This window comes from Mesorhizobium sp. WSM4833, from assembly GCF_055811095.1.
Genome location: NZ_JBVVQG010000004.1, coordinates 397,565 through 411,178, shown reverse-complemented (window position 1 = coordinate 411,178; position 13,614 = coordinate 397,565). Strand labels below are relative to the sequence as shown.

The 13,614-nt window shown below is 63.4% G+C and carries 12 protein-coding genes; 9 read left to right on the top strand and 3 right to left on the bottom strand.

The window, feature by feature from the left end:
- Positions 1-2: 2 nt before the first annotated feature.
- From AC0L2D_RS10385 to AC0L2D_RS10345, 9 genes are all read left to right on the top strand, one after another.
- Positions 3-1,256, top strand: coding sequence for an ABC transporter substrate-binding protein (locus AC0L2D_RS10385; protein ID WP_013529701.1), 1,254 nt, complete (start codon positions 3-5; stop codon positions 1,254-1,256).
- Between the two features lie 104 nt (positions 1,257-1,360).
- The gene (locus AC0L2D_RS10380) at positions 1,361-2,317 is read left to right on the top strand and encodes a carbohydrate ABC transporter permease (protein ID WP_024502750.1); all 957 of its coding nucleotides are present in this window, start codon (positions 1,361-1,363) and stop codon (positions 2,315-2,317) included.
- Positions 2,314-3,258, top strand: a complete 945-nt coding sequence (locus AC0L2D_RS10375) for a carbohydrate ABC transporter permease (protein WP_473540968.1) — start codon at positions 2,314-2,316, stop codon at positions 3,256-3,258. Before AC0L2D_RS10380 ends, AC0L2D_RS10375 begins: the two co-directional genes overlap by 4 nt.
- Before the next feature lie 4 nt (positions 3,259-3,262).
- Complete coding sequence (locus AC0L2D_RS10370) at positions 3,263-4,378, top strand: ABC transporter ATP-binding protein (protein WP_013529698.1); 1,116 nt, start codon at positions 3,263-3,265, stop codon at positions 4,376-4,378.
- Between the two features lie 88 nt (positions 4,379-4,466).
- Positions 4,467-5,969: a GMC oxidoreductase gene (locus tag AC0L2D_RS10365; protein WP_473540967.1), complete on the top strand. Its 1,503-nt coding sequence runs from the start codon at positions 4,467-4,469 to the stop codon at positions 5,967-5,969.
- A complete protein-coding gene (locus tag AC0L2D_RS10360) occupies positions 5,966-6,724 on the top strand; it encodes a 3-ketoacyl-ACP reductase (protein ID WP_473540966.1) in 759 nt (252 codons plus the stop codon). Before AC0L2D_RS10365 ends, AC0L2D_RS10360 begins: the two co-directional genes overlap by 4 nt.
- A gap of 12 nt (positions 6,725-6,736) precedes the next feature.
- On the top strand, positions 6,737-8,365 hold the full coding sequence (locus tag AC0L2D_RS10355) for a GMC family oxidoreductase (protein ID WP_064995664.1): 1,629 nt from the start codon (positions 6,737-6,739) through the stop codon (positions 8,363-8,365).
- 17 nt (positions 8,366-8,382) lie between these two features.
- Positions 8,383-8,691, top strand: a complete 309-nt coding sequence (locus AC0L2D_RS10350; protein WP_127369605.1) for a Dabb family protein — start codon at positions 8,383-8,385, stop codon at positions 8,689-8,691.
- A 146-nt stretch (positions 8,692-8,837) separates the two neighbouring features.
- On the top strand, positions 8,838-10,073 hold the full coding sequence (locus AC0L2D_RS10345) for an MFS transporter (protein ID WP_013529692.1): 1,236 nt from the start codon (positions 8,838-8,840) through the stop codon (positions 10,071-10,073).
- An 8-nt stretch (positions 10,074-10,081) separates the two neighbouring features.
- On the opposite strand, the gene AC0L2D_RS10340 is transcribed toward AC0L2D_RS10345, so the two are convergent.
- The 3 genes from AC0L2D_RS10340 to AC0L2D_RS10330 all read right to left on the bottom strand — a co-directional run bounded on the left by AC0L2D_RS10340 (position 10,082) and on the right by AC0L2D_RS10330 (position 13,543).
- Positions 10,082-10,927, bottom strand: coding sequence for an EamA family transporter (locus AC0L2D_RS10340; RefSeq protein WP_013529691.1), 846 nt, complete (start codon positions 10,925-10,927; stop codon positions 10,082-10,084).
- On the bottom strand, positions 10,924-11,826 hold the full coding sequence (locus AC0L2D_RS10335) for an endonuclease/exonuclease/phosphatase family protein (protein WP_473540965.1): 903 nt from the start codon (positions 11,824-11,826) through the stop codon (positions 10,924-10,926). The genes AC0L2D_RS10340 and AC0L2D_RS10335 overlap by 4 nt, the downstream gene beginning before the upstream one ends.
- A 166-nt stretch (positions 11,827-11,992) precedes the next feature.
- A complete protein-coding gene (locus AC0L2D_RS10330) occupies positions 11,993-13,543 on the bottom strand; it encodes a cation:proton antiporter (protein ID WP_027161381.1) in 1,551 nt (516 codons plus the stop codon).
- Between the last annotated feature and the right edge of the window lie 71 nt (positions 13,544-13,614).

The following is a 13,614-nucleotide window of genomic DNA, read 5'->3' as shown; positions in this document are numbered from 1 at the left end:
ACATGTTGCGCAAACTGCTTATCGGAACGGCTCTCGCGTCGGGCCTGGCTTTCGCGGCCCACGCCGAGGACGTCAAGGAAGTCCAGATGCTGCATTGGTGGACCTCGGGCGGCGAAGCGGCTGCTCTCAACGTCCTCAAGGGTGATCTGGCCAAGGAAGGCTATGCCTGGAAGGACGTGCCGGTGGCCGGCGGCGGCGGCGATGCCGCCATGACCGCGCTGAAGGCGATGGTCGCGGCCGGCAATTATCCGACCGCCTCGCAGATGCTCGGCTACACCGTGCTCGACTATGCAGCCGCCGGCGTCATGGGCGACCTGACCGAAACGGCGAAGAAGGAAGGCTGGGACAAGTCCGTTCCGGCAGCCCTGCAGAAGTTTTCGGTCTATGACGGCAAGTGGGTCGCGGCGCCGGTCAACGTTCACTCGGTCAACTGGCTGTGGATCAACAAGGCCGTCCTGGACAAGATCGGCGGCACCGAGCCGAAGACCTTCGACGACTTCGTTGCCCTGCTCGACAAGGCCAAGGCGGCAGGCGTGATCCCGCTCGCTCTCGGCGGCCAGAACTGGCAGGAAGCCACCATGTTCGACTCCGTCGTGCTGTCGACCGGCGGACCCGAGTTCTACAAGAAGGCCTTCAACGACCTCGATGACGAGTCCCTGAAGTCCGACACGATGAAGAAGTCGTTCGACAATCTGGCCAAGCTCGTCACCTATGTCGACCCCAACTTCTCGGGCCGCGACTGGAACCTTGCCACCGCCATGGTCATCAAGGGCGATGCCCTGGTGCAGGTCATGGGCGACTGGGCGAAGGGCGAGTTCCACGCCGCCAACAAGACCCCGGGCACCGACTTCCTGTGCTATCGCTTCCCGGGCACCGACGGCTCGGTGATCTACAACTCCGACATGTTCGGCATGTTCAATGTTCCCGACGACCGCAAGGCCGCCCAGGTCGCACTGGCCACCGCCACCCTGTCGAAGAGCTTCCAGTCGGCCTTCAACGTCGTCAAGGGTTCGGTTCCGGCCCGTACCGACGTTCCGGACACCGACTTCGACGCTTGCGGCAAGAAGGGCATCGCCGACCTGAAGGCAGCCAATGAAGGCGGCACGCTGTTCGGCTCGCTGGCCCAGGGCTATGGCGCGCCTCCGGCGGTCGCCAATGCCTATAAGGATGTCGTCTCCAAATTCGTCCATGGTCAGATCAAGACCTCGGACGAAGCCGTGACCGAGCTGGTCAAGGCGATCGACGACGCCAAGTAAGCGCCACGCGCCAAAAACGCCTTCCCCGCTCCGGCGGGGAAGGCCCAGATCCGCGAACATAGATCCGCGAAGCTGGTTGGCCGCGAGTCGACGGGAGGAGCCCCATGAGCACGGTAGCGACAAGCCAGATCAAGCTGACGCCGGAGCATGCGCGGCCACGCGCCTCGGTGCGCTCGCGCCTGCAGGACGCATTGCCGAAGATCGTGCTGGCGCCGAGCTTCGCCATCACCATCGTCTTCGTCTACGGCTTCATCCTGTGGACGATCTATCTGTCCTTCACCAATTCCAAGACCTTCCCGTCCTATGTCCTAACCGGCTCGCGCGCCTATCAGCGGCTGTGGGGCTGGACCTTCGACACAGACCCGCCGTCGAGCTGGTACACGTCGATCACCAATATGGGTATTTTCGGTTTCCTCTACATCGCGATCTGCCTGGCGCTCGGCCTGTTCCTGGCCATCCTGCTCGACCAGAAGATCCGCGGCGAAGGCGTGTTGAGGCCGATCTATCTCTATCCGATGGCGCTGTCCTTCATCGTCACCGGCGTCGCCTGGAAATGGTTCCTCGATCCCGGCCTCGGTCTCGAGCAGACCTTGCATCAATGGGGCTGGACGAGCTTCCATTTCGACTGGATCAAGAACAAGGATTTCGTCATCTACACGGTGGTCATTGCCGGCGTCTGGCAGGCCTCCGGCTTCATCATGGCGATGTTCCTAGCTGGCCTGCGCGGCATCGACGGCGAGATCATGAAGGCCGCGCAGATCGACGGCGCCACCACCTTCCAGCTCTATCGCCGCATCGTCATTCCGCTGCTGCGGCCGATCTTCCTGTCGGCCTTCATCGTGCTCGCGCATCTCGCCATCAAGTCCTACGATCTCGTGGTCGCACTGACCAGCGGCGGGCCCGGCGGCTCGGCGTGGCTGCCGTCCAACTTCATGTATGAGTACACGTTCAAGCGCAACGAAATGGCCGTCGGCTCGGCCAGTGCGGTGATCATGCTGATGACCATCGTCGCCATCATCGTGCCCTATCTCTATTCGGAACTGCGGGAGAAGCCGCGATGAGCGCCGTCACCACTCCGGCCCGCCAGGCCTCCGGCGGCGTCAACGTCAAGGTCATCAACCGCATCGTCATCTACGGGCTGCTGGCGCTGTTTGCGCTGTTCTACCTGATGCCGCTGTTCGTCATGCTGGTGACTTCGTTCAAGACCATGGACGAGATCCAGAACGGCAACATGCTGGCGCTGCCCAAGGCGCCGACCTTCGACCCGTGGCTGAAGGCGTGGGGCGAGACCTGCGTCGGCCTCACCTGCGCCGGCATCAAGGGCTATTTCTGGAACTCCATCAAGATGGTGGTTCCGGCCGTTCTGATTTCGACCATGCTGGGCGCGCTGAACGGCTACGTTCTGACCAAATGGCGTTTTCGCGGCGCGACGCTGGTGTTCGGGCTGATGCTGTTTGCCTGCTTCATTCCGTTCCAGTCGGTGCTGTTGCCGATGGCGACCATCCTCGGCAGCCTCGGCCGCTTCGGCGTCACACTGGAGAACTCGGTCGGAACGAGCTTCGGTCTCGGCAACCCGACGGTCAACCTGGTCTTCGTCCACGTCGTCTACGGCATCGGCTTCACCACGCTGTTCTTCCGCAACTACTACGAGGCGTTTCCGACCGAACTGGTCAAGGCGGCACAGGTCGACGGCGCATCCTTCTTCCAGATCTTCCGCCGCATCATGCTGCCGAACTCGATGCCGATCTTCGTCGTTACCGTGATCTACCAGTTCACCAACATCTGGAACGACTTCCTGTTCGCCTCGGCTTACGCCGGCACCGGCGACGCGATGCCGATGACGGTGGCGCTCAACAACGTCGTCAACACCTCGACCGGCGTCGTCGAATACAACGTCAACATGGCCGCCGCGATGATCGCGGCACTGCCCACCCTTCTCGTCTATGTGCTCGCCGGCCGCTACTTTGTGCGCGGTCTCATGGCTGGCGCCGTCAAAGGATGATCTGATGGCTTTTCTGGAAATTGATGGTCTGAGAAAGCGCTTCGGCCAGGTCGAGATCCTGAAAGGGATCGATGTCGAGCTCGAGAAAGGCGGTTTCCTGGTGCTGGTCGGCCCTTCCGGCTGCGGCAAGTCCACTTTGCTCAACACCATCGCCGGCCTGGAGACGATCACCTCGGGCGAAATCCGGGTCGACGGCCGCGCCATCAACGATCTGCACCCCTCCAAGCGCGACATCGCCATGGTGTTCCAGAGCTATGCGCTCTACCCGAACATGACGGTGGCCGGAAACATCTCCTTCGGCATGGAGATGCGCGGCGTGCCGGCGGCGGAGCGCCAGAAGGCGATCGACAAGGTGGCCAAGGTGCTGCAGATCGGCCACCTCTTGCAGCGCAAGCCGAGCCAGCTTTCGGGCGGCCAGCGCCAGCGCGTCGCCATGGGCCGGGCGCTGGTGCGCGACCCCAAACTGTTCCTTTTCGACGAGCCTTTGTCCAACCTCGACGCCAAGCTGCGCGTCGACATGCGCATCGAGATCAAGCGCCTGCATGCCACCACCGGCACCACCATCGTCTACGTCACCCACGACCAGATCGAGGCGATGACGCTGGCGACCAAGATCGCCGTGATGCGCGACGGCGAGGTGCAGCAGTTCGGCACGCCGGCCGAAATCTACAACAACCCGAGCAATCTCTTCGTCGCCGACTTCATGGGCTCGCCGGCGATGAACCTGATCCCGGCGACGATCGGTACGTCAGGCAATGCGTTGTCCGTCGTGCTGCAGCGCGAGGCGCGCGAGCCGATCAACCTGCCGATGGCCAATGCGCCGGCGGGCCTGTCGGCATTCCAGGGCAAGCCGATCATCTTCGGTGTCCGTCCCGAGGCCCTGACCGATCCGGAAGGTGCCGAGCGCAACGCCTCGCACATCGCAACCGCGGACTGTCACATCGAGGTCGTCGAGCCGGCAGGTTCGGACACCTTCGCCGTCACCAATCTCGGCGGCAAGGGCGTGGTGGCGCGGCTGCGCGCCGACGCCAACATTCAGCCGGGCACCAACACGCCGCTCGCCTTCAACCTGACAAAGGCGGTGTTCTTCGATCCGGCGACCGAGACCCGTATTCGCTGATGTATGTCGCCCAAAAGTGGATCCGGTTTTGGGGCAACGACATGCATCAAAACAAAAAACTAAAGCGCGTCGGGACGCGATTTAGGCCATGAGAAATCCGGACATCGTCATCATCGGCTCCGGCATCGGCGGCGCCACGATCGCTTCCGGCCTTGTCGGCAGCGGCGCCTCGATCTTGATGCTCGAGCGCGGCGAGCCGTTGCCGGCGACGCCGCACGCGCGCGACACGCGCTCGATCTTCGTCGACGGCCATTATAGGCCGAAGGAGATGTGGCGTGAGGCCGGCGGCGCCGCCTTCAACCCCGGCAATTATTATTATGTCGGCGGCAATTCGAAGTTCTATGGCGCGGTGCTGATCCGCTACCGCAAGGAAGATTTCGCCGCCATGGAGCACTTTGGCGGGGTCTCGCCGGCATGGCCGTTCTCCTATGAGGAATTCGAGCCCTGGTATTCGAAAGCCGAACAGCTGTTTCGCGTGCGCGGTGCACTGGGCGAGGATCCGACCGAGCCGTTCCATTCGATCCCCTACGCCTACAAGCCGGTGCCCGACGAGGCGCCGATCGCCCGCGCCCGCGCCGAGCTGAAAAACCTCGGCCTGCATCCGGCCTCGCTGCCGCTCGGCGTCGACATCGACGCCTGGCTGAAAGAGGGCAAGACCGGCTGGGATGCGTTTCCCAACACCGGCCAGGGCAAGGTCGACGCGCAGACAGGACCGCTGACGGCGGCCCTGAAGGACACCAACATCCGGCTCGAGACCGGCTGTTATGTCGAGTACCTGGAGGCATCGACCGACGGCAAAACCATTGCTGCCATCCACTATCGGCAGAATGGTGAGCTGAAAAAGGTCGCGCCGAAACTGGTCATCCTCTCCGCTGGCGCGGTCAATTCCGCCGTCATCCTGCTGCGATCACCGTCTCCTGATGGCAAGGGCCTTGCCAACCGCTCCGATCAGGTCGGGCGCAATTTCATGAACCACAATTCCAGCGCCATGCTGGCGATCGATCCGCGCCGCCGCAACGATGCCGTCTACCAGAAGACGCTGATGCTCAACGACTACTATCTGTCCGACGGCAAGGGCGGTAAGCCGCTGGGGAACGTCCAACTGCTCGGCAAGATCGACGGCAACATGCTGCGGGCCAATGTCAAGTACACGCCGGGATTCGCGCTCGACTTCATGGCCGGCCACGCCGTCGACTGGTACCTTATGTGCGAAGACCTGCCCGACCCGGAAAGCCGCATCATGGTCGACGGCAAGGACATCATCATGCAGTGGCGGCGCTCCAACATGCAGTCGCTCGACGGGCTGAACAAGGTAATGCGCGAAAACTTCCGCGCCTGCGGCTATCCCATCGTGCTGTCGCGCCCCTTCGACAAGCGCACGCCGTCGCATCAATGCGGCACGATCAAGATGGGCGACGATCCGGCGACGGCGGCGCTCGACCCCTACTGCCGCTCCTTCGACCACCGGAACCTGTTCGTCGTCGACGCCGGTTTCCTGCCGAACTCGGCGGCGGTCAACCCAGCGCTGTCGATTGCAGCCCAAGCGCTGCGTGTTGCTGACCACATCCGCAAGACGGACCTCGCCGCATGACCCGCCCCGCCGCCATCGTCACCGGCGGCGCGCGCGGCATCGGCCTCGCCTGCGCCCAGGCACTGGCGGATGCCGGCTTCGATATACTGGTCGCCGACCTTGCCGAAACAGCCGCCGACGGACTTGCCCCCGACATCACCAAGCGTGGCGCAAAATTCGCCTATGTCAGGTGCGACATCGCGGACCTCGACACCCATACAGCACTTGTCGATGCCGCGATGCGCGCCTTCGGCCGCATCGACTGCCTGGTCAACAATGCCGGCGTCGGCGCCGTGGTGCGCGGTGACCTCTTGGACCTCAAGCCGGAGAATTTCGATCGCACGCTCGGCATCAACCTGCGCGGCACCGTCTTCCTCAGCCAGGCTGTCGCCAAGGCGATGCTGGCTGCGCCAGGCGATCAGAGATCCATCATCACCATCACCTCGGTCAGTGCTGAAATGGCGTCGCCGGAACGGCCGGACTACTGCATCTCGAAGGCCGGGCTTTCGATGTGGGTGAAGAACCTGGCGTTGCGGCTTGCGCCTGAAAACATCGGCGTCTTCGAAGTCCGGCCCGGCATCATCCGCACCGACATGACCTCAGGCGTGACCGCCAAATATGACGCCCTTATCGACGGCGGCCTGGTTCCGGCCAAACGCTGGGGCGAAGCATCGGACATCGGCGCGGTGGTGGCGACGCTCGCCGGCGGCAAGCTCGGCTTTTCGACCGGCTCGATCATCAATGTCGACGGCGCGCTCTCGGTGCCACGGCTATGAATGGATCAGGAAATGACTGACTATATCATCGTGGGCGCCGGTCCTGCCGGCTGCGTTATGGCCAACCGGCTGAGCGAAGATCCCAGCAATTCGGTCCTGCTGCTGGAAGCCGGCGGCAAGGACTGGCACCCCTACATCCACATGCCGGCGGGCTTCGCCAAGATGACCAAAGGCATTGCTTCCTGGGGTTGGTCGACCGTGCCGCAAAAGCACATGAAGGACCGCGTCTTCTGGTACACGCAGGCCAAGGTCGTCGGCGGCGGCTCGTCCATCAACGCCCAGATCTACACGCGCGGCAATGCCCGCGACTACGACGCCTGGGAGAAGGAAGAAGGCCTCGCCGGCTGGGGCTATCGCGACGTGCTGCCCTATTTCAAGCGCGCCGAAAACAACCAGCGCTACGCCAACGACTTTCATGGCGACCAGGGCCCGCTCGGCGTGTCCAACCCGATTTCGCCGCTGCCTATCTGCGAGGCCTATTTCCGTGCCGGCCAGGAGATGGGCATCCCCTTCAATCCGGACTTCAACGGCGCTGCCCAGGAAGGCGTCGGCTACTACCAGCTGACCCAGAAGGATGCCCGGCGCTCGTCCGCTTCAGTCGCCTATTTGAAGCCGATCCGCGCCCGCAAGAATCTGACCGTCCGAACCGATGTGCTGGTGACGCGCATCGTCGTCGAGAACGGTCGCGCTATCGGCGTCGAGGTGGTCGACAGGCCGGGCGGCGAGAAGAAAATCCTGCGCGCCGAGCGCGAGGTGATCGTCTCGTCCGGCGCCATCGGCTCGCCGAAGCTCCTGATGCAGTCGGGGATCGGCCCCGCAGACCATCTGAAGTCGGTCGGCGTCACGCCGGTGCATGACCTGCCCGGCGTCGGCTCCAACATGCAGGACCATCTCGATTTGTTCGTCATCGCCGAATGCACCGGCGATCACACCTATGACAACTACGCCAAGCTGCACCGCACGGCCTGGGCCGGTCTGCAATATCTGCTGCTGAAGAAAGGCCCGGTGGCCTCCAGCCTGTTCGAGACCGGCGGCTTCTGGTACGCCGACCCGACCGCCGCCTCGCCCGACATTCAGTTCCATCTCGGCTTGGGATCCGGCATCGAGGCCGGCGTCGAGAAGCTGAACAATCCAGGTGTCACCCTGAACTCGGCCTTCCTGCGGCCGCGCTCACGCGGCACGGTGCGGCTGAAGAGTGCCGACCCGTCCGACCACCCGCTGATCGATCCGAACTACTGGTCCGATCCGTATGACCGCGCCATGTCGATCAAGGGGCTGCGACTGGCGCGCCAGATCATGCGACAGAAGGCGCTTGCCCCTTACGTGCTGCGCGAAGTGCTGCCCGGGCCGTCGCTCGCCAGCGACGACGAGCTGTTCGACTATGCCTGCCGCACCTCCAAAACCGACCATCACCCGGTTGGCACCTGCCGCATGGGCCATGACGACATGGCCGTGGTGACACCGGATCTGCGGTTGCGCGGCATCGAGGGCCTGCGCGTTTGCGATGCCTCGGTGATGCCGCGCGTGCCTTCATCCAACACCAATGCGCCGACAATAATGGTCGGTGAAAAAGGAGCCGATCTGGTCCTCGGCCGCGAGCCGCTGCCGCCGGCGGTGTTTTCCGGAAACCGGGCTGCTTAGCCGCTGAGGAGCAAGACATGATCAGGCACTGTGTTTTCGCTAGATTTCGCAATGATGTCGACGCCGCCGAACGCACGGCGATCCATGCCGATCTCGAAGCGCTGCGACAGGTTATCGACGGCATGGACGCCGTAAAATTCAGCGCCAATGTCAGCCCGGAGCCGTTCGCACGCGGCTTCACCCATGGCTTCACCATCGACTTCCGCGATGCTGCCGCGCGCGATGCCTATCTTGCGCATGAAGCGCACCAGCGCGCCGGCGCACGCCTGGTCGCTGCCCTGGAAGGCGGCACGGACGGGCTGATGGTGTTTGATCTCGAAATCTAGACTCACCATCAAGCCACGATCGAGTTCATCGACAGATGGCGCCGGTCGCTCCTCATTGCACCTCAGCGGGCGTTCGATCAAATGAGCCGCGCGAAAAAGTGACCACCGGTCTTCCCTGAACTGGCTGATAATTCCTCACATCGATGATGGTGGAGGAGGAAGATTTGCCCCTTAATTCGCAGCAGAAGAAGACCGTCCTCGCCTCGTTCCTGGGCTGGACGCTCGATGCTTTCGATTTCTTCCTTCTGACATTCCTGCTCACCGATATCGCGACCGAATTCCACGCCGACGTGCCCGCGGTCTCCAAGGCGCTGTTCCTGACCTTGGCCACACGCTTCATCGGCGCGTTCTTCTTCGGCATGCTTGCCGACAAATACGGGCGCAAGCCGATCCTCATGCTCAACATCGTGAGCTATTCGGTGATCGGCGCGCTGGCCGCCTTCTCGCCCAATCTCGGCATCTTCCTCGCCCTGCGCGCGCTGTTCGGCATCGCCATGGGCGGCGAATGGGGGCTTGGCAGTTCGCTGGCCATGGAATCCATTCCGCCGAGCGCACGCGGCATGGTCTCCGGTATCCTGCAATGCGGCTATCCGGCCGGCTATCTGCTGGCGGCGGTGGTCTATGGCCTGCTCTATCAGCAGACGATCGGCGGCTACACGATCGGCTGGCGCGCCATGTTCCTGCTCAGCTTCGTGCCGGCGCTGATTGTGCTCTTCATCCGCTCGCATGTGCCGGAATCGCCGGCCTTCGTCGAAGCGCAGAAGACGGCTCGACCGGGCATGTGGGAAACCCTGCAGAAACACTGGGGTGTCGCGCTCTATGCCGTCGTGCTGATGATGTTCTTCAATTTCTTCAGTCATGGCACGCAGGACCTCTACCCGACCTTCCTGAAGAAGCAGCACGGCTTCGATCCGCATACGGTGAGCTGGATCACCATCGTCGCCAATATCGGCGCCATCGTCGGCGGCCTGGCATTCGGCGCGCTGTCCGAAAAGATCGGCCGCGTCAACGCCATCACGCTGGCCTGCCTGATCGCCTTGCCGTCGATCCCGCTATGGGCCTACTCGACCACGCCGTTCATGCTCGCCATCGGCGCCTTCGTCATGCAGGTCGCGGTCCAGGGCGCCTGGGGCGTCATCCCCGTGCACCTCAACGAGCTTTCGCCCGGAGCGGTGCGGGCGACCTTGCCCGGCTTTATCTATCAGGCGGGCAATCTCGCCGCGTCCTATGGCGGCCCCTATCAGGCAGGAATCGCGGAAAGCGCCGGAGGCAGCTATGGCTATGCCCTGGCGCTGTTCGCAGGCGTGGTCGCCATCTGCATCATCGTCGTCATCCGTTTCAGTCCGGAACGACGTGGCCAGCTGATGACCGTGCTCAATTAGGGTCGAAATCAGCCGAGCCTGAGCGCAACGACACCGGCGACGATGCTGAGCGCGGCGGCACCGCGCCAGCCGGTCATTTTTTCGCCGAGAGCGAAGACCGAGATCATCATGGCAAACAGGATCGAGGTTTCGCGCAGCGAGGCCACGGAGGCGATCGGCGCCTTGGTCATCGCCCACATGACGATCCAGTAGGCGGCGCCGCTGAGCACGCCCGTGAACAGCCCTGCCTTCCAGTCGCGCGCCAACACCGGCAGCGCCTTCGGCCCGCGGAAGATGAGGCACAGCACCAAGGCGCCAAAAGCATCGCAGATGAACAGCCAGGCTGCATAGCTCTGCGCGGTTGCCGCCAGCCGTGCGCCGCTGCCGTCGGACAGCGTGTAACTGGCAATGAAGATGGAAGTGCCCAGTGCGAAGCCAACCGCGCGCAGATTGAGTTTTTCCAGATGTGCGCCGCCACGAAACGACATCACCAGCGTGCCGGCCGACAACAGGAAGATGCCGAGCATGGCGAACGGGCCGGGAATCTCGGCAACGACGAACATGCCGCCAAAGGCCGAGAGCAGAGGTGCGGTGCCCCGCGCCAGCGGATAGGTCTGGGCGAAATCGCCCGCCTTGTAGGCGCCGATCAGGAAGGTGCGGTAGCCCATGTGGAAAATGACGGAGGCGATGATGTAGGGCCACACCTCCGCCTTCGGCACTTCGACGAAGGGCAGCACCACGAGTGCCGCCGCGCCCATGCCGAGCGTCATCAGCGTGATCGACAGGAAGCGGTCGAGATGGACCTTGACCAGCGCATTCCAGATCGCGTGCATGGCAGCGGCGGCAAGCACTGCGAAAAAAACGAAAAGCGTCATGTGGCAATGCCGGGCGTTTCCAGGTCGATGTCGACCCGCAACGGAAAATGATCCGACGCAACCTCGCCGATATCGGCACCGATCGAACGCACCCGCCCGGCGAACATGCCGCCGACGAAGCAATGGTCGAGCCGGCGCTTTGCCAATCTGCCGTCGATGGTCTTCACATGGGTATGGAAGTCCGGAACCGGCTCCCCGGCAACGGCGGCGGCATCGACGAAACCGCTGAGATAGGCGGCACCCCGATGGTAGGGCGTGCTGCCGACGATGTGGCGATATTCGACGCTGCCCGGCTCCATGTTGAAATCGCCCATCCAGATCGCCGCCAGCGGGTTTTCCGGCTCCGCTTCGCCGCTGGTCCAGTTGCGCGTGGGCTCGTCGTCGACGCCGCTCCACGGCCCGCCGTCGGACGGTGCCCGGCGATGCTCGGCCAGGAGATAGTCGATCTGCTCCAGCCGCTCCTCGGCCGCGATATGGGCGAGATGCAGCGACAACACCCGCACCGGCCCTGCCGGCGTGCGGATCATGCATTCAAGTGCTGCATTGCGGGTGTTGAGCGGCCGCTGCGTGCGGCGCATCGGCAGCGCATGCAGCCGCGACCAGACGATCGGCAGTTTCGACAGCACCATGGTTCCGAACTGGCGGCGCCGGTTGACCAGACGGCCGTCATGCCGCTCGCTGGCGTCCATGTCGAAGGCCGGGCCATAGACCCAGTGATAATCGGGCAGCAGGCTGGAAAGCAATTCCGGCTGATCGTCGAAATTGCTGCGTTGCCAGTGACGCTCGACTTCCTGCAGTGCAATGACGTCGGCGCCGGCAACGATGCGCGCGGCGCGCGAAAGATCGTAGCGCCCGTCGCTGCCGAACCCGTACTGGATGTTGTAGCTGACCAGCTTCATTGCTTATCCGGCTCAATTTCGTGTTGGCAGTAGCGGTTCGATGCCGCGGTTGCAATGTGCAGGAGAATGGACGTGGCTTGGACCAGCCTTGCCCCTGACCGGGATCATGCACCGATCCCGAAGCACTTCGGTATCTTCCCTGCGCCGGAAAACGGCGTGCGATGCCTCAAGTATTCAGCGGCTGGAACCGGCCGGGTGGCGACGCGGCCAGTTCGGTCCAGTCGATCTCTTCCTCAAGGCGATGATAGGCTTCGTCGCCAATCGTCCCGTTGCGGCGCAATTCCTCCAGCGCGTCGCGCTGGCTCTTGATCGCATAAAGACGCAAGCGGTCATATTCGGTCGCCGCCTGGGCATCGTCGGGGTTTTTGGCGATCTTGCGTTGAGCGGCATATTGCTCGCGCACCGCGGCCGCAGCGTCCGATGTCTTGCCGCTCAATATGTCGAGCGCCGCCTGCATGACCACAACGCGCGCCTGCGCAACCTCGCGGTCGACCGTTTCGTCAGGGTTGAGATTCAAAAGGCGCAGCAGCGGCTTCAGGCTCATGCCTTGCAGCACCAGCGTGCCGAGGACGACCGTGAAGGCAGCGAGCACGATCGGGTCGCGGGCCGGGAATTCAGCCGGCAGGGCGAATGCCGCCGCAAGCGTCACCAAACCGCGCATCCCGCACCAGCCGATCAGCACGCCGCCACGAAACGACGGAGCGTCACGCTGACGATCAGCCACACCGAAACGGTCAAACCACCTGATGATCGCGCCGCACCCCAGAACCCAGACGAAGCGTGAGACGATGACGATGGCGAGCACGGTCCCGGCCAGGACGAACGCATCGGTCTGCCCCTGCCCGGCAAGCCGGCCGACGATCGTACGCGCCTGCAGGCCCATCAGCACGAAAGCCAGAACATTGAGCACGAAGACCGCCGTTTCCCAGACGGAATAAGAGCTGATGCGGTTTCTGGCCGGCATGCGGCGCGGCGCGGTGCGGGCGATCGTCATGGCATAGACGACTATGGTGATGATGGCCGACAGTCCGATCCTGTCGGCCAGGATCCAGACCCCGAACGTGCCGGCAAATTGCACCACAGTGCCGCTCGCCGGGTCCTCGATCCGGCCCAGCGTCATCAGAGACAACCGGCCAAGCAGATAGCCGGCCGCAAGACTGCCGAGCGTGGACAGCAGGATCATCGGAACGGCGCTGCTCAGCAGAATGGAGCCTGCTGCCGCAGAAATCGCCATTCGGTAAATCAGCAGCGCGGTGGCGTCGTTAAGCAGGCTCTCGCCTTGCAGAATGGCAGTGATGCGATGCGGCACCTTGAACTGGCCAAGCACGGCCGATGCCGCAACCGCATCGGGCGGCGCCACGATGGCGCCAAGCGCTATGGCCGCGGCAATCGGCAGACCTGCCATCGCCCAGCCGGCCAGCGCCACCGTCGCTGTCGTGAAAAGGACGGCACCAAGCGCCAGCAGCACAAGCGGCACCTTGTAGCGGTTGAGATCGCGCAGCGACGTGTCATAGGCGGCGTCGAGCAGCACCGGCGCGATGAACAGGGCAAGCGCCAGTTCCGGGTCGATCTCGATGGTCGGCACGCCAGGCACGAAGGCGATGGCCACCCCTGCCAGCGCCAGCAAAGAGGGATAAGGAACCTGCACGCGCCGCGACAGCGCCGTCAACGCAACGGCGATCAACAGCAGAACGAGTGTCAGTTCGAAAAGAACCATGGCCTCTTATAGCCGGGAAGCGAGATTCTGGCAGCGGCAAAGCGGCTGGAAATTGTTGATTGCCCGGCAAG

Bases quoted from the DNA above. Each gene is read 5' to 3' on its own strand.
- AC0L2D_RS10380 (WP_024502750.1), top strand. From the start codon at position 1,361: ATGAGCACGGTAGCGACAAGCCAGATCAAGCTGACGCCGGAGCATGCG.
- AC0L2D_RS10340 (WP_013529691.1), bottom strand. From the start codon at position 10,927: ATGACGCTTTTCGTTTTTTTCGCAGTGCTTGCCGCCGCTGCCATGCAC.
- AC0L2D_RS10375 (WP_473540968.1), top strand. From the start codon at position 2,314: ATGAGCGCCGTCACCACTCCGGCCCGCCAGGCCTCCGGCGGCGTCAAC.
- AC0L2D_RS10385 (WP_013529701.1), top strand. From the start codon at position 3: ATGTTGCGCAAACTGCTTATCGGAACGGCTCTCGCGTCGGGCCTGGCT.
- AC0L2D_RS10330 (WP_027161381.1), bottom strand. From the start codon at position 13,543: ATGGTTCTTTTCGAACTGACACTCGTTCTGCTGTTGATCGCCGTTGCG.
- AC0L2D_RS10335 (WP_473540965.1), bottom strand. From the start codon at position 11,826: ATGAAGCTGGTCAGCTACAACATCCAGTACGGGTTCGGCAGCGACGGG.
- AC0L2D_RS10365 (WP_473540967.1), top strand. From the start codon at position 4,467: ATGAGAAATCCGGACATCGTCATCATCGGCTCCGGCATCGGCGGCGCC.
- AC0L2D_RS10350 (WP_127369605.1), top strand. From the start codon at position 8,383: ATGATCAGGCACTGTGTTTTCGCTAGATTTCGCAATGATGTCGACGCC.
- AC0L2D_RS10360 (WP_473540966.1), top strand. From the start codon at position 5,966: ATGACCCGCCCCGCCGCCATCGTCACCGGCGGCGCGCGCGGCATCGGC.
- AC0L2D_RS10355 (WP_064995664.1), top strand. From the start codon at position 6,737: ATGACTGACTATATCATCGTGGGCGCCGGTCCTGCCGGCTGCGTTATG.
- AC0L2D_RS10370 (WP_013529698.1), top strand. From the start codon at position 3,263: ATGGCTTTTCTGGAAATTGATGGTCTGAGAAAGCGCTTCGGCCAGGTC.
- AC0L2D_RS10345 (WP_013529692.1), top strand. From the start codon at position 8,838: ATGGTGGAGGAGGAAGATTTGCCCCTTAATTCGCAGCAGAAGAAGACC.